The organism is Streptomyces sp. NPDC033136, from assembly GCF_055578235.1.
Window position 1 is genome coordinate 78076 of record NZ_JBVIPD010000010.1, and the last position, 17873, is coordinate 95948.

At 72.5% G+C, this 17873-nt stretch carries 20 protein-coding genes and 1 pseudogene; 12 read left to right on the forward strand and 9 right to left on the reverse strand.

Annotated elements, in window-relative coordinates:
* Window positions 1-128: 128 nt before the first annotated feature.
* The 3 genes from ACZ5TL_RS20195 to ACZ5TL_RS20205 form a co-directional block, all read right to left on the reverse strand.
* The gene (locus ACZ5TL_RS20195; protein WP_468591350.1) at window positions 129-602 is read right to left on the reverse strand and encodes a C40 family peptidase; all 474 of its coding nucleotides are present in this window, start codon (window positions 600-602) and stop codon (window positions 129-131) included.
* 550 nt (window positions 603-1152) lie between these two features.
* A complete protein-coding gene (locus ACZ5TL_RS20200) occupies window positions 1153-1461 on the reverse strand; it encodes a hypothetical protein (protein WP_468591351.1) in 309 nt (102 codons plus the stop codon).
* A gap of 7 nt (window positions 1462-1468) precedes the next feature.
* Window positions 1469-2104, reverse strand: a complete 636-nt coding sequence (locus ACZ5TL_RS20205) for an ATP-dependent Clp protease proteolytic subunit (RefSeq protein ID WP_468591352.1) — start codon at window positions 2102-2104, stop codon at window positions 1469-1471.
* An 87-nt stretch (window positions 2105-2191) separates the two neighbouring features.
* Here ACZ5TL_RS20205 and ACZ5TL_RS20210 point away from each other — a divergent pair, with 87 nt between their 5' ends.
* From ACZ5TL_RS20210 to ACZ5TL_RS20250, 9 genes and pseudogenes are all read left to right on the forward strand, one after another.
* Window positions 2192-2479: a type II toxin-antitoxin system Phd/YefM family antitoxin gene (locus tag ACZ5TL_RS20210; RefSeq protein ID WP_468591353.1), complete on the forward strand. Its 288-nt coding sequence runs from the start codon at window positions 2192-2194 to the stop codon at window positions 2477-2479.
* Window positions 2480-2628: 149 nt separating this feature from the next.
* Window positions 2629-2907, forward strand: a complete 279-nt coding sequence (locus ACZ5TL_RS20215) for a hypothetical protein (protein ID WP_468591354.1) — start codon at window positions 2629-2631, stop codon at window positions 2905-2907.
* 162 nt (window positions 2908-3069) lie between these two features.
* Window positions 3070-3372 carry an urease subunit gamma gene (locus ACZ5TL_RS20220; RefSeq protein ID WP_468591356.1) on the forward strand — a complete coding sequence of 101 codons (303 nt, stop codon included), beginning with the start codon at window positions 3070-3072 and terminating at the stop codon, window positions 3370-3372.
* Between the two features lie 13 nt (window positions 3373-3385).
* Entirely contained in the window at window positions 3386-3697 is a 312-nt protein-coding gene (locus ACZ5TL_RS20225) for an urease subunit beta (RefSeq protein ID WP_468591358.1), read from the forward strand.
* Window positions 3690-5411, forward strand: a complete 1722-nt coding sequence (locus tag ACZ5TL_RS20230) for an urease subunit alpha (RefSeq protein ID WP_468591359.1) — start codon at window positions 3690-3692, stop codon at window positions 5409-5411. The genes ACZ5TL_RS20225 and ACZ5TL_RS20230 overlap by 8 nt, the downstream gene beginning before the upstream one ends.
* Before the next feature lie 10 nt (window positions 5412-5421).
* On the forward strand, window positions 5422-6096 hold the full coding sequence (locus tag ACZ5TL_RS20235) for an urease accessory protein UreF (RefSeq protein ID WP_468591360.1): 675 nt from the start codon (window positions 5422-5424) through the stop codon (window positions 6094-6096).
* An 87-nt stretch (window positions 6097-6183) separates the two neighbouring features.
* Window positions 6184-6867, forward strand: coding sequence for an urease accessory protein UreG (gene ureG, locus ACZ5TL_RS20240; RefSeq protein ID WP_468591362.1), 684 nt, complete (start codon window positions 6184-6186; stop codon window positions 6865-6867).
* On the forward strand, window positions 6855-7631 hold the full coding sequence (locus tag ACZ5TL_RS20245) for an urease accessory protein UreD (RefSeq protein ID WP_468591364.1): 777 nt from the start codon (window positions 6855-6857) through the stop codon (window positions 7629-7631). Before ureG ends, ACZ5TL_RS20245 begins: the two co-directional genes overlap by 13 nt.
* Window positions 7632-7637: 6 nt before the next feature.
* A pseudogene (locus ACZ5TL_RS20250) lies at window positions 7638-7908 on the forward strand (alpha/beta hydrolase); the annotation flags it as partial.
* 379 nt (window positions 7909-8287) lie between these two features.
* Here the strand turns inward: ACZ5TL_RS20250 and ACZ5TL_RS20255 are convergent.
* Window positions 8288-9007: a lysophospholipid acyltransferase family protein gene (locus ACZ5TL_RS20255; protein WP_468591366.1), complete on the reverse strand. Its 720-nt coding sequence runs from the start codon at window positions 9005-9007 to the stop codon at window positions 8288-8290.
* Between the two features lie 385 nt (window positions 9008-9392).
* On the opposite strand from ACZ5TL_RS20255, the gene ACZ5TL_RS20260 reads away from it, so the two are divergent.
* Window positions 9393-9848, forward strand: coding sequence for an RpiB/LacA/LacB family sugar-phosphate isomerase (locus tag ACZ5TL_RS20260; protein WP_468591367.1), 456 nt, complete (start codon window positions 9393-9395; stop codon window positions 9846-9848).
* Between the two features lies 1 nt (window position 9849).
* Here ACZ5TL_RS20260 and ACZ5TL_RS20265 read toward each other — a convergent pair whose 3' ends face one another.
* From ACZ5TL_RS20265 to ACZ5TL_RS20285, 5 genes are all read right to left on the reverse strand, one after another.
* Window positions 9850-11097, reverse strand: coding sequence for a PP2C family protein-serine/threonine phosphatase (locus ACZ5TL_RS20265; RefSeq protein WP_468591368.1), 1248 nt, complete (start codon window positions 11095-11097; stop codon window positions 9850-9852).
* A 66-nt stretch (window positions 11098-11163) separates the two neighbouring features.
* The gene (locus ACZ5TL_RS20270) at window positions 11164-13623 is read right to left on the reverse strand and encodes a SpoIIE family protein phosphatase (protein WP_468591369.1); all 2460 of its coding nucleotides are present in this window, start codon (window positions 13621-13623) and stop codon (window positions 11164-11166) included.
* Between the two features lie 273 nt (window positions 13624-13896).
* Complete coding sequence (gene rocD / locus ACZ5TL_RS20275; RefSeq protein ID WP_468591371.1) at window positions 13897-15132, reverse strand: ornithine--oxo-acid transaminase; 1236 nt, start codon at window positions 15130-15132, stop codon at window positions 13897-13899.
* Window positions 15129-15950 carry a dimethylargininase gene (ddaH, locus tag ACZ5TL_RS20280; protein WP_468591373.1) on the reverse strand — a complete coding sequence of 274 codons (822 nt, stop codon included), beginning with the start codon at window positions 15948-15950 and terminating at the stop codon, window positions 15129-15131. Before ddaH ends, rocD begins: the two co-directional genes overlap by 4 nt.
* Before the next feature lie 116 nt (window positions 15951-16066).
* The gene (locus ACZ5TL_RS20285) at window positions 16067-16591 is read right to left on the reverse strand and encodes an Lrp/AsnC family transcriptional regulator (protein ID WP_468591374.1); all 525 of its coding nucleotides are present in this window, start codon (window positions 16589-16591) and stop codon (window positions 16067-16069) included.
* Between the two features lie 123 nt (window positions 16592-16714).
* On the opposite strand from ACZ5TL_RS20285, the gene ACZ5TL_RS20290 reads away from it, so the two are divergent.
* Together ACZ5TL_RS20290 and ACZ5TL_RS20295 are read left to right on the forward strand one after the other, a co-directional pair.
* Window positions 16715-17464, forward strand: coding sequence for a LytR/AlgR family response regulator transcription factor (locus tag ACZ5TL_RS20290; RefSeq protein WP_468591376.1), 750 nt, complete (start codon window positions 16715-16717; stop codon window positions 17462-17464).
* 2 nt (window positions 17465-17466) lie between these two features.
* Entirely contained in the window at window positions 17467-17862 is a 396-nt protein-coding gene (locus ACZ5TL_RS20295; RefSeq protein ID WP_468591571.1) for a hypothetical protein, read from the forward strand.
* Window positions 17863-17873: the final 11 nt, after the last annotated feature.

Consider the following 17873-nt stretch of genomic DNA (forward strand, 5'->3'; position numbering starts at 1 on the left):
TGTGTTGGGGGGGGGGGTGGGGGGGTGTTGTGGGGGAGGCCTGGAGGGGTGCGCGGTGTGATCTCTTCTACAGCCTGGGGGGGGGGGGGGGGGGGGGGCCCCCCCCCCCCCCCCCCACGCCGAGCGGATCACTTCACGCGTCCGTACCAGACGCTCTTGGTCCAGATCTTCTGCAGCCGCACCACGTCCCCGCTCTTGGGGGAGTGCCAGAGCTTGTTCTTACCCGCGTAGATACCCACGTGGTACACGTTGCTGCCCGAGTGGAAGAACACCAGGTCTCCCGCCTTGCGGTTCTTGGCGGAGATATGGCGCGTCTTGTTGTACTGCTGGGCGGCCGTGCGCGGGAGCTTCTTGCCGGCCTTCTTGAACGAGTAGAGCGTGAGCCCGGAGCAGTCGAACCTGTGCGGACCGGTGGCCCCGTAGCGGTAGGGCGAGCCCTTCTTCGAGGCCGCGATCTGGAGCGCCTTCGTCCCATGGGTGGCTGCCGAGGCCTCCGACGAGAAGCCGGGCGCCACGATCGAGCCGCCCACCGCGGCGATGGTGAGGGCCGAGGCCGTACCGGCCCGGGCCATGAGCGACGGGACACGATTGAGCGCAGTCATGCGCAACCCTTCGTCAGCCGCCTGTGAAGGATGACCTGTCGGATTCGGGCTGGCGAAGTTGCCCGGCCGCTGACGCGGCTTCACCCCAAGGGCTGCTCGGACCGGTCATGGCGTGACCGTCCCGGCGACCCGTCGTGCTTGGGTCCTCCACTCCTGCCGATCCACTCCTGTCGACCGGTCATCCGGGCGGCGGCAGGACTCGGCGTCCGCCCGGATCGCCCCGCCGCTGTGGCGGGGGCTTGTCGTCAGTCAGGGATCTTGACTCATGGCTGTCCGGAAATCCCAACGGAACCGGGGATTTGTGTTGTTACTCACCACTCGCCCGTTCGGGTGGACATGGCTGTGTTCGAGCCGCCGTCCACAGTGCCGAGGACCGCCGGACCAGCGATGGAATGTCCCATTCCGCCCCTCGGGCACGCGCGCTGTGCAACTCTGACGGCCCGAAAATTGGACGCGCGTCTACTCCGAACAGCGGTACGTCTTTTGGTCCGTTTCGACTCGGCCCCGGACGCTCCGTCCGCGCGGCCGGGCCGGGGCCGGCGGATCCGGTTCAACTGACGGGGCCGGGCGGCAGGGTGACCCGGGCCGTGCGCTGTTCGCCGTCCAGTACGCGCAGCGCCCGGGCCAGCGTGCCGGCGTGCAACTCCGTCTCGCCCCGCTCGTGCATCAGGGTCAGCGCGTCACGCAGCGCGGTCGCCTTGCCGACCAGGGCCTGGGCGGCGCGCAGTGCGCGGTAGGTGTCGCCGTGCAGCGCGGGGTTGATCCGGCCGAGCAGGTCGACGACGTCGAGGTAACGGTCGATCAACTCCGCCTCGGCGCACGTCAGGGCGGGCAGGGGCGGCAGTTCCGGCGGCAGCACCGGCGTCTCACTCTCCGGTCGGTGCGGCCAGGGTGGCCTTCCGGTGGGGGATGATCCGGTCCACCAGACCGTAGTCCACCGCCTCCTGGGCGGTGAGGACCTTGTCCCGCTCGATGTCCGCGCTCACCTGCTCACGGGTGCGTCCCGTGTGCCGCGCGAGCATCTCCTCCATCCTGGTCCGGATCCGCGTCAATTCGTCGGCCTGGATCGCCAGATCGCTCGCCTGCCCCCGGACCGGCTCGGGCAGGGCGGGCTGATGGATCACCAGACGGGCGTCCGGCAGTACGGACCGCTTGCCCGGGGTGCCCGCCGCCAGCAGCACCGAGGCGGCCGCCCCGGCCTGGCCCAGGCAGATCGTCTCCACGTCGCAGGAGACGTAGCGCATCGTGTCGTAGAGCGCCGTCATCGCATGGAAGGTCCCGCCCGGTGAGTTGATGTAGAGCGAGATGTCGAGGTCCGGGGCGTGGTGCTCCAGGTGCATGAACTGGGCCATCACGTCGTTCGCCGAGGTCTCGTCCACCGGCGTCCCGAGGAGGACGATCCGCTCCTCCAGGAGCTTCGAGTACGGATCCATCGTCCGTTGGCCGGACCCCGTGCGTTCGGTGAACTCGGGGAGTACGTGACGGGCGGACGGTCGGTCCATGGCGAACCCTCCTCGCGGGCAGAGCCGTCTCCGGCGACGGCCATCTGTAAAAAATGTACAGGACGTACGTGACGTTATGATGGGGACATGGCCTACGAGATTCCGGTGACGCAAGCCAGGGCTGAACTCGCCGACCTGATCAACCGCGTGGTGTACGCCGGCGAGCGCGTCGTCGTCACCCGGCACGGCAAGCCCCTCGTCGCCCTCGTCTCCGCCGATGACCTGCGGCGACTCGAACAGCTCCAGGAACCGGCGCAGCCCGCCGAGGAGCAGGTGGTCAGCGCGGTCTCCACGGTCCGGGAGGTCCCGTCCGCCCCTCGCGAACAGCAGCGCTTCGGCATCGCGGCGGAGCACCGGGGGGCAGGCCCGGCGTAGCCCGGCCCTGGGGGATGAGCGGGGGCCGGTCGGCCCGGCATGGCCGCCCGCCCGGGCAGAGGAAAGACCGTGCACCCCCGTGACCGTGCACCCCAGTCCGCTACGGCGAGGGGTGCACGGTCGCTTTCTGCGGGGCCGCTCTGAAGGGGGTGGGCCTTTCCGCCGGTGCCGTCCAGCGCTGCTTCAGCGGCAAGGATGAGCTGATCGGAGCGATCGTCGGCGAGGTCCTCGACGTCGTGGGCGGCGTCTTCGGGAGCGTGGCCGGGCAGAGCCCGCCGCCGCTGCCCCACGAGGTGGACCCGAGGCTCCTCGGGGCCCTGAAGGCCGTCGGGCCCGGAGTCGTCCAGGACTGCGAGAGGATCTTCCTCCGCCCGGGCCGCGTCCGGGGGGAGATGCCCACGGAGGTCGTCCGGGACGGACTGCGATGATGAGCACGCGCGACCCGGGCGCGCCGGTCTGAGAGATCACAGCTCGGTTAACGTGCCTGAAACCCGGTCCAACTAGCCTGCCGCCACGCCACCAGGGCTTTTCCCCCGGGGCTGCGGCAACCGGGCCCCGCACGGCCCGGAGCGAGGACTGTGAGGTGGGACGTGCAACTGACCCCGCACGAGCAAGAGCGACTGCTGATCCACGTGGCGGCCGACGTGGCGGAGAAGCGCCGGGCCCGGGGCCTGAAGCTCAACCATCCCGAGGCGGTCGCGCTCATCACGTCGCACCTCCTCGAAGGCGCCCGTGACGGCCGCACGGTCGCGGAACTCATGTCCTCCGGGCGCAAGATCCTGACCAGGGACGACGTCATGGAGGGCGTCCCGGAGATGATCCACGATGTCCAGGTCGAGGCCACCTTCCCGGACGGCACCAAGCTCGTCACCGTCCACGAACCGATCGTCTGACGGGGAGGCTGCCGTGATTCCCGGAGAGATCCTGTTCGCCGACGGGCCGATTGCCTACAACGAGGGCCGCGAGGTCACCCGGCTCACCGTCCTCAACGCCGCCGACCGGCCCGTCCAGGTCGGCTCCCACTACCACTTCGCCGAGGCCAATCCCGGCCTGGAGTTCGACCGCGCGGCCGCGCGTGGCAAGCGGCTGAACGTCGCCGCCGGCACCGCCGTGCGCTTCGAGCCCGGGATCCCCGTCGACGTCGAACTCGTTCCGCTGGCCGGCGCCCGCGTCGTGCCCGGTCTGCGCGGGGAGACCGGAGGTGCCCTCGATGCCTGAGATCTCGCGTGCCGCCTACGCCGACCTGTTCGGCCCGACGACCGGTGACCGGATCCGGCTCGCCGACACCGACCTGCTGGTCGAGATCGAGGAGGATCGTTCCGGCGGTCCCGGACTCGCCGGTGACGAGGCCGTGTTCGGGGGCGGCAAGGTCATCCGCGAGTCCATGGGCCAGGCGCGTGTCACGCGCGCCGAGGGCTCTCCGGACACGGTCGTCACCGGGGCGGTGATCATCGACCACTGGGGGATCGTCAAGGCCGACGTCGGCATCCGCGACGGCCGGATCACCGGCATCGGCAAGGCGGGCAACCCCGACACCATGGACGGTGTCCACACGGACCTGGTCATCGGCCCGGAGACCGAGATCATCGCCGGCAACGGGCGGATCCTCACGGCGGGCGCGATCGACGCGCACGTCCACTTCATCTGCCCGCAGATCGCCGACGAGGCGCTGTCCTCGGGCATCACGACCCTCGTCGGCGGCGGCACCGGTCCGGCCGAGGGCTCCAAGGCGACGACCGTGACGCCCGGCCCCTGGCACCTGGCGCGGATGCTGGAGGCCATGGAGGCCTACCCGCTCAACATCGGGTTCCTCGGCAAGGGCAACACCGTCTCCCACGAGGCGATGCTGTCGCAGATCCGGGGCGGCGCGCTCGGCCTGAAACTGCACGAGGACTGGGGCTCGACCCCGGCCGTCATCGACGCCTCGCTGACGGTCGCCGGGCAGACGGGCATCCAGGTCGCCATCCACACGGACACCCTCAACGAGGCCGGCTTCGTCGGCGACACGCTGGCCGCGATCGCCGGGCGGGGCATCCACGCCTACCACACCGAGGGTGCGGGCGGCGGGCACGCGCCGGACATCATGACCGTGGTCTCCGAGCCGCACGTGCTGCCCAGCTCGACCAATCCGACGCGGCCGTTCACCGTCAACACCGCCGAGGAACACCTCGACATGCTGATGGTGTGCCACCACCTCAACCCGGCCGTTCCGGAGGACCTGGCCTTCGCCGAGTCGCGGATCCGGCCGTCCACGATCGGGGCGGAGGACGTGCTGCACGACCTCGGCGCGATCTCGATCATCTCCTCCGACTCCCAGGCCATGGGACGCGTGGGCGAGGTCGTCATGCGGACCTGGCAGACCGCCCACGTGATGAAGCGGCGGCGGGGGGCACTGCCCGGGGACGGGCGGGCCGACAACCGCCGGGTACGCCGCTATGTCGCCAAGTACACGATCAACCCCGCCCTCGCCCAGGGGCTGGCCCGGGAGATCGGTTCGGTGGAGAGCGGCAAGCTGGCCGACCTGGTGCTCTGGGAGCCGGCGTTCTTCGGCGTCAAGCCGCAGCTCGTCCTCAAGGGCGGGCAGATCGCCTACGCGCAGATGGGCGACGCCAACGCCTCGATCCCCACGCCCCAGCCGATCCTGCCGCGGCCGATGTACGGGGCGATCGGGCAGGCGCCCGCCTCCAACTCCGTCAACTTCGTCGCGCCGCTCGCCGTCGAGGACGGTCTGCCGGAACGGCTGGCGCTCGGGAAGCGGTTCGTGGCGATCGAGTCGACGCGGGGAGTCACCAAGGCCGACATGCGGGAGAACGACGCGCGGCCCGAGGTACGGGTCGATCCCGACAGCTTCGCCGTCCACATCGACGGGGAGCTCGTCGAGGCGGCACCGGCGGCCGAACTGCCCATGGCCCAGCGCTACTTCCTGTTCTGAGGATGTTCTGATGTCGCGAGCGGCGCTTCTCGTACTGGCCGACGGGCGGTTTCCCGCCGGTGGGCATGCGCACTCCGGTGGGGCCGAGGCCGCGGTCAAGGCCGGGCGGATCAGCGGGGCGGTGAGCCTGGGAGAGTTCTGCCGGGGGCGGTTGCACACGGCGGGACTGACAGCGGCGGGCCTAGCGGCGGCCGCGGCGCTCGGGATCGACCCGGTCGCGCTGGACCGTGCGGCGGATGCCCGCACGCCGTCGCCGGCGTTGCGGGCCGCCGCGCGGAAGCTGGGGCGGCAACTGCTGCGGGCCGCCCGGGCTACCTGGCCGTCGGCCGAACTGGACGCACTGGCACGGGAGTTCCCCAAGGGGGCTCACCAGCCGGTGGTGCTGGGGCTGGCGGCTCGGGCGGCGGGGCTGGGGCCGGTCGACGCGGCCTACTGCGCCGCGTACGAGAGCGTGAGCGGGCCCGCCTCGGCGACGGTGCGGCTGCTCAGTCTGGACCCCTTCGACGCGACGGGGGTGCTGGCGCGGCTGGCGCCGGAGATGGACCGGGTGGCGGACCGGGCGGTGGAGGCGGCGCGCAGCGTCGTCGACGAGGGCGTCGACGCGCTGCCGGCGGGGTCGGCGCCGCTGCTGGAGGTCGGAGCCGAGACGCATGCGGGATGGGCCGTGCGGCTGTTCGCCTCATAGGCCGTCGACACAGGCCGTCGACCGCACCACTCAGCAGCCACTCGTAGCCACTCGTAGCCGTCCGACAAGAAGTTGGGAGTTCCCCTCATGCACCTCGACCACAGCCACACGCACGACGGCCCCGGCGCCGTCAGTGCCGACTCCGTCCGCCCCGACGGCAGCCGCCGTGCCCTGCGCATCGGGCTCGGCGGACCGGTCGGCTCGGGCAAGACCGCCACCGTCGCCGCGCTGTGCCGGGCCCTGCGGGACGAGCTGTCCCTCGCTGTCGTGACCAACGACATCTACACCCGGGAGGACGCCGAGTTCCTGTTGCGGGAGGCCGTGCTGCCGCCCGAGCGGATCACCGCCGTGGAGACCGGGGCCTGTCCGCACACCGCGATCCGGGACGACATCTCCGCGAACCTGGAAGCCGTGGAGGATCTGGAGGACGCGATCGGACCGCTGGACCTGGTGCTGGTGGAGTCCGGTGGGGACAACCTCACCGCGACCTTCTCCAAGGGGCTCGTGGACGCGCAGATCTTCGTGATCGACGTGGCCGGGGGCGACGACATCCCGCGCAAGGGCGGGCCGGGCGTGACCACCGCTGACCTGCTCGTCGTCAACAAGACCGACCTCGCGCCGTACGTCGGCTCCGACCTCGCGCGGATGGCCGCCGACGCCAAGGCGCAGCGGGCCGAACTGCCGGTCGTCTTCCAGTCGCTGCGCGGCGAGGCCGGAGTGGCCGACGTGGCCGCGTGGGTGCGTGCGCAGCTCACCGCGTGGACGGCGTGAGCGGGAGCGCCGGCGCCGGGGTGCGGTCCGTCGCGCGGATCGTCGCCCGTGCCGACGGCCGGGGCGGGACCTCGCTGCCCGTGCTGGAGAGCGACGGGCCCCTGGCCCTGCGGCGTACCCGGGCCACCGGTTCCGAGGCGCGGGTCATGCTGGTCGGCGCGATGAGCGGGCCGCTCGGCGGTGACCACTTCACCGTGGAGGGCCGGGTGGAGGAGGGAGCGCGACTGTCCGTTGGATCCGCCGCCGCGACCATCGCACTGCCGGGGCAGGCCAAGGGCGAGGCGCGCTACGACGTCCGGCTCGGCGTCGCCGGCCACGCCGAACTGCACTGGCTGCCCGAGCAGTTGATTTCGGCCGGAGGCAGCGACCTGTATGTCACCACCCGCGTCGACCTCGCCGCCACGGCGCGGCTCGTGCTGCGCGAGGAGCAGGTGCTCGGGCGCGTCGGTGAGGAGCCCGGGCGGCTGACGAGCCGTCTGACCGTGCGGCTCGCCGGCCGGGTGGTGCTCGACCAGGAACTGGCCTGCGGGCCGGGCGCGCCGGGCGGCTGGGACGGGCCGGCCGTGCTCGCGGGACACCGGGCCGTCGGTCAGCTGGTCGTCGTGAGGCCAGAGTTCGCGGACGACCCGGTGACGGCCCGGACGCCGGGGGAGGGGGCCTCGGTCGTGCCGCTCGCCGGACCGGCCGCGCTGGTGACCGCCGTGGCGCCGGACGCCCTCCGGCTGCGGCGGCTGCTCGACGAGGCCCTGGCCTCCCTGACGTAACCGTCCGTGGAGCAGCGCACGCCGGTGGACGTCAAGACCGGCAGGGGCCTGCCCGGGGTGCTCATCGTCCAGTCCGAGGGTGACGCGGCCACGCCGTACGGAGGCGCCGTCGAACTGCACCAGCGGTTCAAGGGCTCCCACCTGATCACCGAGAAGGGCGCGGCTTCGCACAGCGTCACCGAACCTGGCCAGCCCCTGTGTCAGCACCCGGGTGGACAGCTACCCGCTGACCGGCAAGCCGGACGGCCGCCCCTCCTTCACGACCCCTGGGCGGTGAACCAGGCGTCCTTCGCCGCGTAGCCGAACAGGTCCGGGTAGATCCGCGCGAGCGGGGGAACGCCTCGCGCCAGCCCCGTCCGTACAGCCGGCGGGTGAGCCGGCCGATCGTCTCTGGCAGGCTGTCGGCGTAGCTCACGACCGGCCGGTAGCCCAGCTCCCGCTTTGCCCACCGCGCCGTCCGTACCCCGCCCGGCGGGCTCCCGTCCCGGCCGGCGCCGCGTGAGGTGGCCGTCACCTCCCAGCCGTCCCGGGCCAGCGCCTCCACCGCCGGCCGGCCGATCTGCCCGCCGGCCCCGATCACCACAGCACGTCTCATGCCGCGATCGTAGAGCGCCCGGAGCCGGCCGGGGAACGGCTTCTGCCGACGGCATATCTGATCAACGGAGCGGCAGCCGCCGGAACTTCCGCTCCTTCGCCGCGGCGGCCTCCTCTTCCTTCACGACGGCCGCGTACCGGTCGACGTACTCCTGCTCGGACAGGGAGAGGATCGAGTACATGATCTCGTCGGTGATGGCGCGCAGGACGGCCTTCTCGTTCTCCATGCCCTCGTAGCGGGAGAAGTCGAGGGGCTCGCCGAAGCGGATCACGACGGGGTGGATGTTGGGGATGACCTTGCCGGGCGGCTGGGCCTCGAAGGTGCCGATCATCGCGCAGGGGATGACCGGGACGCCGGCCTTGAGGGCCATCACAGCCACCCCGACCTTGCCCTTGTAGAGCCGGCCGTCGTGCGAGCGGGTGCCCTCGGGGTAGATGCCGAGCAGCTCGCTCTTGCTCAGCACGCCGAGGCCCTCGCGGATCGCGGCCTGGCCCGCGTCCTTGCCGGAGCGGTCGACGGGGATCTGGCCCGCGCTGCGGAAGAAGAAGGCCGTCAGGCGGCCCTTGATGCCCGGGCCCGTGAAGTACTCGGCCTTCGCGAGGAAGGTGATGCGCCGCTTGAGGATCGCGGGCATCAGGAAGTGGTCCGAGAACGACAGGTGATTGCCGGCGACGATGGCCGCACCCTCCGCGGGAACGTGCTCCAGACCCTCGATCCGAGGCCGGAAGACCAGTCTCAGCAGCGGACCCAGCAGCACGTATTTCAGCAGGTAGTAGAACAAAGCGGGCGCTCCTCGACTCTGGCGGTGGACTCAACCGCCGCGTTCCAGCAGGTCAACCGGCGTGTCGTGGGGTGCCAGTGTAGGTGCAGGCGTGGCCACCGGGCACCTCGTGCGGCGGGATCGCACAGTTCCTTCGCTGATTGACTGACGGTCAGTCAGGCAGAGTGTGTCCGGTGGTGCCCGAGCGGCTGGGGAGGGCCACGGGACCAGCGTGCCGCGCCGCGCGGATGGCGGGCAAGCCGAACGGGTGGCGTGGCGCGACAGCGGGGGTGCGTGGCGGGCCGGCGGCTCTTGCGGGCCGGGCCCTGAGGCGGGCGTGCGGCTCGTGCCGGGCTGCCAGTGCGGGCGGGTGGCCGCGACTGTCGCGCCGAGTAGTCTGCGCAGCATGCGCATCTCTGTTTCCTCGGACATGGACGAGCCCGTCGCCCGCTCCCTCGTGACCGCGCTGCGCGACCGGGGGCACGAGGTGCGCCCGCACGGCGCGCTGAGCCCCGGGGACGACCCGCAGTGGGCGGTGTGCTCCGAGGCGGCGGCCCGCGAGGTCGCCGACGGGGCGGCCGACCAGGCCGTGGTGTGCTGCTGGACGGGCACGGGTGCCTCGATCGCCGCGAACAAGGTCCCCGGCGTCCGGGCCGCCCTGTGCACGGACGCCTACACGGCCGACGGGGCCCGCCGCTGGAACGACGCCAACGTGCTAGCCCTCAGCCTGCGGCTGACCTCGGAGCCGCTGCTCAAGGAGATCCTCGACGCATGGTTCGGGGGAGAGCCCAGCGCGGACGCCGAGGACCGGCAGAACGTGGACCGCGTCCGGCTGCTCGACCACGGCAAGACGCGCCTGTAGGTCACAGCCGCACGACGATGAGCGCGGTGTCGTCCGTCGCGCCGCCCGGCGGCAGCAGCTCCAGCAGGACGGTGTCGGCCAGCACCTCGGGGTCCTGGTCCCGGTGCCGGCGTAGCGCGTCGGCGAGCCGGTCCAGGCCCGTGTCGATGTCCTCACGGCGCCGTTCGATCAGGCCGTCGGTGTAGAGCACCAGCGTGGCGCCCGGCGAGAAGGCGGTCGCGGCCTGGGGTCTCGGCATCGGGTCGGGACGGGCGTCGAGCGGCGTGTCCGTGGCCTGGTCGAGGAACTCCGCGCGGCCGTCGGGGTGGAGCAGCACGGGCGGCGGATGGCCGGCGCTGCTGTACGTGATGACGTGCCGGTCGAAGTCGATGAAGGTCGTCACCGCGGTCGCCGACTCGGCCCCGTCGACCACGTGCGCGTACCGCCCCAGTACGTCCAGGGCCTGCGCTGGCCCCGTCGCCACCCGGGACGCGGCGCTCAGCGCGCTGCGCAACTGGCCCATCACCCCGGCGGCCCCCAGCCCGTGCCCGACCACATCGCCCACGGCCACGCCGATCCGGTGGCCGCCCACCAGGTCGACCAGGTCGTACCAGTCCCCGCACACGTTGAGCGAGCCCACGGCGGGCCGGTAGCGGACGGCGGCCCGATGGTGGTGGCTGACCTGACGGCGGGCGGGCAGCATCGCCTCCTGCAGGGCCAGGGCCACCTCCCGCTCCCGGGAGTGCGCCTGGCGCAGCCGCTCGTTCAGCTCCTGCAGTTCACGGGCGCGGGTGTACAGCTCCGCCTCCAGCATCCGCGCGCGGCTGCTCCGGCCCCGGTTCCCTTCGTCGCGCCCCCGCGCCCGGATCAGCTCCGTGACCTCCTCGACGCGGTGCACGATCAGCTCCACCTTCCCGTCGGCGCCGAGCAGCGGCGCGTTCACCGGGCTCCAGTAGCGCTCCTCCCACTCCCCGGGCCGCTCGGGATCCTCCACGTCGTAGCGCTGCAGGGCCATGGTGTCGCGCTCCCGGGTGGCCAGGACGCGGTGGAGCGAGGCCTCCAGGTTGCGCATGCCCGTAGCGGCCGGGTCGTTGGGGTTCTCGGGGAAGACGTCGAACAGGTAGTGGCCGACCAGCTGCTCGCGCGAGCGGCCGGAGAGGCGGGCGAACTCCTCGTTGACGTCCGCGTACACCAGCTCGGGCGTCAGCAGCGCCACCATGCCGGGCAGGGACTGGAACACCGCCGCGTAGTCGATCGCCGTATCCGTCATGGCCGCCGCCTCACCGCTGCCGGGACCACCCCAGTTTCCCATGGCATGGAAAGCCTTGCCCCGGCATCATTCCGGGACCTCCGTCAGGGACTGCTCGGCCCAGATGACCTTCCCGTCGGGGACGAACCGCGTGCCCCACCGCTGGGTGAGCTGCGAGACCAGCAGCAGCCCTCGCCCGCCCTCGTCCGTCGTACGGGGATGGCGCAGATGGGGCGCGGTGGCGCCGCCGTCGAAGACCTCGCAGACCAGGGCGCGCTCCCGGATCAGCCGGAGCCGGATCGGCCCGGCGGCGTACCGGATGGCGTTGGTGACCAGCTCGCTCACCACCAGCTCCGTGGTGAAGGCCAGCTCCTCAAGGCCCCAGTGCGCCAGCTGCCGGGTGGCGGTGCGACGGGCGTCGGCGACGACGGCCGGGTCCGAGGGCAGCTCCCAGGCCGCGACCTGCTCGGTGCCGAGACGTTTCGTCCGGGCCATCAGCAGGGCCACGTCGTCGTACGGGCGCGCCGGGACCAGCGCGTCGACCACGTCCCGGCAGTGCGACTCGAGCGGGCCCGTCCGCTCCAGTGCCCGCCGCAGCCGCTCCCGGCCGGCGTCGACGGCCCAGGTCTCGGCCCGGGCCAGCAGCCCGTCGGTGTGCAGGGCGAGGGTGCTGCCCTCCGGGAGGGACAGCTCGACCGCCTCGAAGGGCGGGCCGCCCACGCCGAGCGGCGGCCCCTGCGGCAGATCGGCGAACGTGACCGAGCCGCCGGGCAGGACCACGGCCGGTGCGGGGTGCCCCGCGGCGGCCATGGCACAGCCGCCGTCGACCGGGTCGTACACGAGGTACAGACACCCGGAGCCCACGCACTGCGTGCCCGCCGATCCCGACGTGCCCGGTTCGGCGCCCTCCTCCCGGGCCGAACGCGCCACCAGGTCGTCGAGGTGCGCCAGCACCTCCTCGGGTGGCAGATCCAGAGCCGCCAGGGTCCGTACGGCGGTCCGCAGCTGCCCCATGGCCGCGGCGGCGTCGATGCCGTGCCCGGGCACCTCGCCCACGACCAGCGCGACGCGCGCCCCGGACAACGGAATGAGGTCGTACCAGTCGCCGCCGAGGCCGGTCAGTTCGTCGGCCGGCCGGTAGCAGGCGGCCACCTCGACGGCGTCCTGCTCGGGCAGCCGGTGGGGGAGCAGACTGCGCTGCAGGACGAGCGCGGCGTCGCGCTCGCGGGTGTAGCGGCGGGCGTTGTCCACGCAGACGGCCGCGCGGGCGACGAGGTCCTCGGCCAGGCGCAGGTCCCCCTCGTCGAACGGCTCCCGGTGGCGGCTCCGGAAGAAGGTCGTCACGCCGAGCGTGGTGCCGCGTGACCGGATCGGCACGGTCATCACGCTGTGCAGGCCCAGCTCCCGGAACCTGGCCTGCCGGCCGCTCGGGGCGTCCGTGGTCCAGTCCCGGGCCAGCGGGTCGAGCCGCTCCTCACGCCAGGACCGTCCCGTGGTGAGGCAGCGGACCGGGGGCGTTCCGGCCCGGAAGGCCACCACCTCGCCGATGGCGATGACGGACTCCGCGAGGCCGTCCTCCGCGTACCGGTGTCCGGCGCGGCGCAGCGCCACCGCCTCCTCCGTGTCCGCGAGCGGGCCGGGGGCCGGTTCGGCGCCCCGCAGCACCGGCTCCAGCAGGTCCACGGTGGCGAGGTCGGCCAGTTCCGGCACGGCCACCTCGGCCAGCTCCTGCGCGGTGCGCATGAGGTCCAGGCTGCGGCCGATGCTCTCACCGGCCCGGTCCAGCAGCGCCAGCCGCTGCCGGGCGCGGTGCCGCTCGGTCACGTCGACGACCGTGTAGTACACGCCCATCGGGTTGCCCCGGTCGTCCTCGAGCCGGGTGAACGACAGCATGTGCGCCGTCTCGCGCAGCGGCGCCGACCGCACGTGGCCCACGTGCTCGTACCCGACGACCGGCTCGCCGGTCTCCAGCACGTTCCGCATCTGCGCCTCGACCGCCTGGGCGTCCAGGCCGGGCTGGACGTCCGCGAAGCGCAGGCCCAGGCGGCGCGCTGCCGGTCCGCCGCCGAACTGCTCCAGGGCGGCGTTGGACCACACGAAGCGCAGGTCCGTGTCCACGATCGCGATACCGACCGGGGCGTCGGCCACCATCCGCTGCAGCACCGTGCGGTTCATGCTCCAGCCGGGGGCGTCGGCCAGCTCCGACAGCAGCACCAGCCAGCGCGAGCCGCCGTGCGCCTCCTCGGCCGAGGCGATCCGGGCCACGACCCTGACCGGCTGCCCGTCCTTGCGCCGGGCCGTCAGCAGCCCCGTCCAGCCGTCCTCCCTGCGGCACCGCTCGACCAGCTCTGGTACGCGCTGCGCGTCCTCGCTGACCAGCAGATCCGCCAGCTTCCTGCCGACCGCCTCGGAAGCCGGGTACGCCAGCAACCGCCCGGCATCCCTGGTCCAGCCCGTCACCACGCCCTGCGGATCGAGCAGAAGGGGCGCGGCGTCGGCCACGTCGAACCGCTGCCGGGCAACGCCGTACTCCTCGTGTGCGCCCACGGCCGACCTCTCTGTCGCTGAGAGTGGTCTACCACCTCTTGCCTCAATCTTCACCTTCCCGCGGGAGGGGGCGGCCCGGGCGGGGCCGGGCGGGGCGGCGGCGGAGGGCCGGAGCCGCCGATGTGTGACCCGTGCCGCCGGCGCGGGGCGTGGGCAGCAGGCCCACCGAGGTTGACGAACGCCAGCGCGGACCGCCCGGAGGGCGAGACCTTGACGGGCCGGGGCGTGTCCCGATGGGCCCGGGTTCATCGGGACACGCCCCGCCCCGATGTGTCACCCCAGCGCTTTCTCCAGCGCCCCCAGCGCCCCCCGCAGCTCCTCGCCCGTGATGGTCAGCGGCGGTGCCAGGCGGATCGTCGAGCCGTGGGTGTCCTTCGCCAGGACCCCCTCCCGCATGAGGCGCTCGCTGATCTCGCGGCCGGTGCCGAGCGCGGGGTCGACGTCGACGCCCGCCCACAGACCGCGCGACCGGAAGCCGACCACGCCCTTGCCGACCAGCCCGGTCAGACCGTCGCGCAGGACCACGCCCAGCTCGGCGGCCCGGCGCTGGAACTCGCCCGTCTCCAGCAGTTCGACCACCGCCGTGCCGACCGCCGCCGCCAGCGGGTTGCCGCCGAAGGTGGACCCGTGCTCGCCCGGGTGCAGCACCCCGAGGACCTCCCTGCGCCCGACCACCGCCGACACCGGCACGATGCCGCCGCCCAGCGCCTTGCCCAGCAGCAGTACGTCCGGCACCACCGACTCGTGCTCGACCGCCAGCGTGCTGCCCGTCCGGCCGAGCCCGGACTGGATCTCGTCCGCGATGAACAGGCAGCCCGTGCGCCGGGTCAGCTCGCGCACACCGGTCAGATAGCCGTCGTCCGGGATGATCACCCCCGCCTCGCCCTGGATCGGCTCGATCAGCACCGCCGCCGTCGTCTCGTCGACGGCGGCCTCCAGCGCGGCCAGGTCGTTGTACGGCACGATCCGGAAGCCCGGGGTGAAGGGCCCGAACCCCGCCCGGGCGGTCTCGTCCGTGGAGAAGCTGACGATCGTCGTCGTACGGCCGTGGAAGTTGTCCGCCGCGACCACGATCGTCGCCCGGTCCGCCGGGACGCCCTTGACGTCGTAGGCCCACTTGCGGGCCACCTTCACGCCGCTCTCCACCGCCTCCGCGCCGGTGTTCATGGGCAGCACCATGTCCATGCCGGTCAGCGCGGCCAGCCGCTCGGCGAACCCGGCGAGCCGGTCGTTGTGGAAGGCACGCGAGGTCAGGGTCAGGCGGTCGAGCTGGCGGTGGGCGGCCTCGATCAGCGCCGGATGGCGATGGCCGAAGTTCAGGGCCGAGTAGCCGGCCAGCATGTCGAGGTAGCGCCGCCCCTCCACGTCCTCCAACCAGGTGCCCTCGGCACGGGCGACGACCACGGGCAGCGGATGGTAGTTGTGCACGAGGACCGGCTCCTCCGCGCGGATGAGTTCCTCCGAGCCGCGGGTCCCCGGCGAGTCCTGGGTGCGGACAGGTGCGGTCATGAGCGGTTCTCCCGGATCTCCTGGGTGCAGCACTTGATGCCGCCACCGGCCTTGTGGAACTCGGACAGGTCGACGGGGACGGGGACGTAGCCGCGCTCGGCCAGCTGACCGGCCAGGCTCGTCGCCCCGGGTGAGATGAACACGTGGCGCCCGTCGGAGACGGAGTTGAGCCCGAACGCCATCGCGTCCTCGCGGGTGGCGAGCACCGCGTCCGGGTACATCCGGGCCAGCACCTCGCGGCTGCCCGGCGAGAACGCCTCGGGGTAGTAGGCGATGTTCTCCTCGTCGAGGACGAACAGCGCCGTGTCCAGGTGGTAGAAGTGCGGATCCACCAGTGTCAGACCGACCACCGGCACGCCGAAGTACTCCTGCACCTCGCTGTGAGCCTCCCGGGTCGTACGGAAGCCCGTCCCGGCCAGGATCCAGCGGCCGGCCGGCACCAGGTCGCCCTCGCCCTCGCACACCGACTCGGGGTGGTACACCTCGTAGCCCTCCGTCTTGAACCACGCCTCGTACGGCACGGATTCGGCACGGCGCTCGGGCGCGTGGAAGAGGGAGCCGAAGACGCGGCCGTCGACGACGACGGCCGCGTTCGCGGCGAAGACCATGTCGGGCAGGCCGGGAACGGGTTTCACACCGTCCACGGTATGGCCGTGGGCACGGTAGGTGTCGACCAGCGCCTGCCACTGGTCCAGGGCGCGGATGACGTCGACGGGTTCGTCGGGGTGCATCCACGGGTTGATCGCGTACTGCACGGCGAAGTGTCTGGGTTCGCAGACTAGGTAGCGCCGCCGGCGCGGCACACGGGAGTCGGGCACAGAGGGGTCCCTCCGCTTCCTCACGGTGTGTGACAGGTGGTTGACACAACGGTAGGAACCGGCGGGGTGGCCGACAAGGAACAAAGGTTGCGCGTTCGCGCAGGAACGCTGCGCCTTCAGGCCGGTCGGCGCACGTCTGCTGCGCGGCCCGGGACCGCCTCCGGCGCCGGCTGGCTGGCACCCGCCTCCGGGCTCTCCGGGAGCAGGTGGGACAGCACCATCACGCTGATCGTCTTCCGGATGAACGGCTCCTGCCGGATCCGCTCCAGCACCTCCTCGAAGTGCTCCACGTCCCGCGCCCGCACGTGCAGCAGCGCGTCCGCGCCGCCGGTCACGGTCATCGCCGCGGCGATCTCCGGGTAGTCCCGCACGACCTCGGCCAGCCGCCGCGGCGGGGCGGCGCCCTCGCAGTACACCTCGACGTAGGCTTCCGTGCGCCAGCCCAGCGCCGACGGCTTCACCGTGGCCGAGAAACCGGTGATCACACCTGTCTCACGCAGCCGGTCGACCCGGCGCTTGACCGCCGTGGCCGACAGCCCGATCGCCGTGCCGATCTCGGCGAACGACGTCCTGGCGTTCGCCATCAACGCAGCGATGATCTTCCGGTCGAGCTCGTCGAACGGCGTGGACCTGCTGTTCATGCGGGCACTGTATCCACCGACACCCCTGACCGCTCCCGGCCCGGCGCGGGCACCGCGTCCAGTGACGACGTCCACACCCGGCACATGTACCAGACGCACGGATCGCCCCTACACTCCACCTTCATGCTGCGTGCCCTGGCTGTCGACGACGAACGCCCCTCGCTCGAGGAGCTGCTCTACCTGCTGCAGGCCGACCCCCGCGTCGGCAGCGCGGAGGGCGCCGGCGACGCGACCGAGGCGCTGCGCCGCATCAACCGGGCCCTGGAGTCGGGCCCGGGCGGGCCCGAGGCCATCGACGTCGTCTTCCTCGACATCCAGATGTCCGGCCTCGACGGCCTGGACCTGGCCCGGCTGCTCACCGGGTTCGCCCGGCCCCCGCTCGTCGTGTTCGTCACCGCGCACGAGGACTTCGCCGTGCAGGCCTTCGACCTCAAGGCCGTCGACTACGTCCTCAAGCCGGTCCGCAAGGAACGGCTCGCCGAGGCCGTCCGCCGGGCCGTCGAGCTGCGCGGCGCCGCCCCGCACATACCCGTGCACGAGCCCGACCCGGACCACATACCGGTCGAGCTCGGCGGAGTGACCCGCTTCGTCGCCGTCGACGACATCACGCACGTGGAGGCCCAGGGCGACTACGCCCGGCTGCACACCGACAAGGGCAGCCATCTGGTCCGCATCCCGCTGTCCACCCTGGAGGAGCGCTGGCGCGCCCGGGGCTTCGTGCGCATCCACCGCCGTCACCTCGTCGCCCTGCGCCACATCGGAGAACTCCGCCTCGACGCCGGCACCGTCAGCGTCAGCGTCGGCTCCGAGGAGCTCCAGGTCAGCCGGCGCCACACGCGCGAACTGCGCGACCTGCTCATGAGGAGGCCGTGACCGTGCCCCAGGACCACACCGAGCGCCGCGTCGTCGTCACCGGCCCGCCCCGCCAGAGCCTCCCCCACGCCCGGCTTCGCTCGCGCGGCCGGTACCCCCACGCCTCCGGCTACTACCGCCCGCGCACCGAGATCGACGAGCAGACCACCCTCGGCCACACCTACGTCCGCTCCCTGATGCGCACCCAGCTGCGCGCCGCCCTCACCGTGTTCGCCGTCCTCGGCCTGCTCGTCGGCCCGCTGCCGCTGCTCTTCGCCGCGCTGCCCGACGCCCGCCGCCTGGAGTGGGCCGTCCTCGGCTTCGGCCTCTACGTCCCGCTCGTCCTGCTCGCCCGCTGGTACGTCCGCCGCGCCGAACGCAACGAGCGCGACTTCGTACGCCTCGTCGAAGACCGCTGAATCCCACGCCC

What these genes read in the sequence shown, in the direction of transcription:
- ACZ5TL_RS20195 (WP_468591350.1), bottom strand. Translation starts at nt 602, where the DNA reads ATGACTGCGCTCAATCGTGTCCCGTCGCTCATGGCCCGGGCCGGTACG.
- ACZ5TL_RS20205 (WP_468591352.1), bottom strand. Translation starts at nt 2,104, where the DNA reads ATGGACCGACCGTCCGCCCGTCACGTACTCCCCGAGTTCACCGAACGC.
- ACZ5TL_RS20210 (WP_468591353.1), top strand. Translation starts at nt 2,192, where the DNA reads ATGGCCTACGAGATTCCGGTGACGCAAGCCAGGGCTGAACTCGCCGAC.
- ACZ5TL_RS20230 (WP_468591359.1), top strand. Translation starts at nt 3,690, where the DNA reads ATGCCTGAGATCTCGCGTGCCGCCTACGCCGACCTGTTCGGCCCGACG.
- ACZ5TL_RS20235 (WP_468591360.1), top strand. Translation starts at nt 5,422, where the DNA reads ATGTCGCGAGCGGCGCTTCTCGTACTGGCCGACGGGCGGTTTCCCGCC.
- ureG (WP_468591362.1), top strand. Translation starts at nt 6,184, where the DNA reads ATGCACCTCGACCACAGCCACACGCACGACGGCCCCGGCGCCGTCAGT.
- ACZ5TL_RS20260 (WP_468591367.1), top strand. Translation starts at nt 9,393, where the DNA reads ATGCGCATCTCTGTTTCCTCGGACATGGACGAGCCCGTCGCCCGCTCC.
- ACZ5TL_RS20265 (WP_468591368.1), bottom strand. Translation starts at nt 11,097, where the DNA reads ATGACGGATACGGCGATCGACTACGCGGCGGTGTTCCAGTCCCTGCCC.
- rocD (WP_468591371.1), bottom strand. Translation starts at nt 15,132, where the DNA reads ATGACCGCACCTGTCCGCACCCAGGACTCGCCGGGGACCCGCGGCTCG.
- ACZ5TL_RS20285 (WP_468591374.1), bottom strand. Translation starts at nt 16,591, where the DNA reads ATGAACAGCAGGTCCACGCCGTTCGACGAGCTCGACCGGAAGATCATC.
- ACZ5TL_RS20290 (WP_468591376.1), top strand. Translation starts at nt 16,715, where the DNA reads ATGCTGCGTGCCCTGGCTGTCGACGACGAACGCCCCTCGCTCGAGGAG.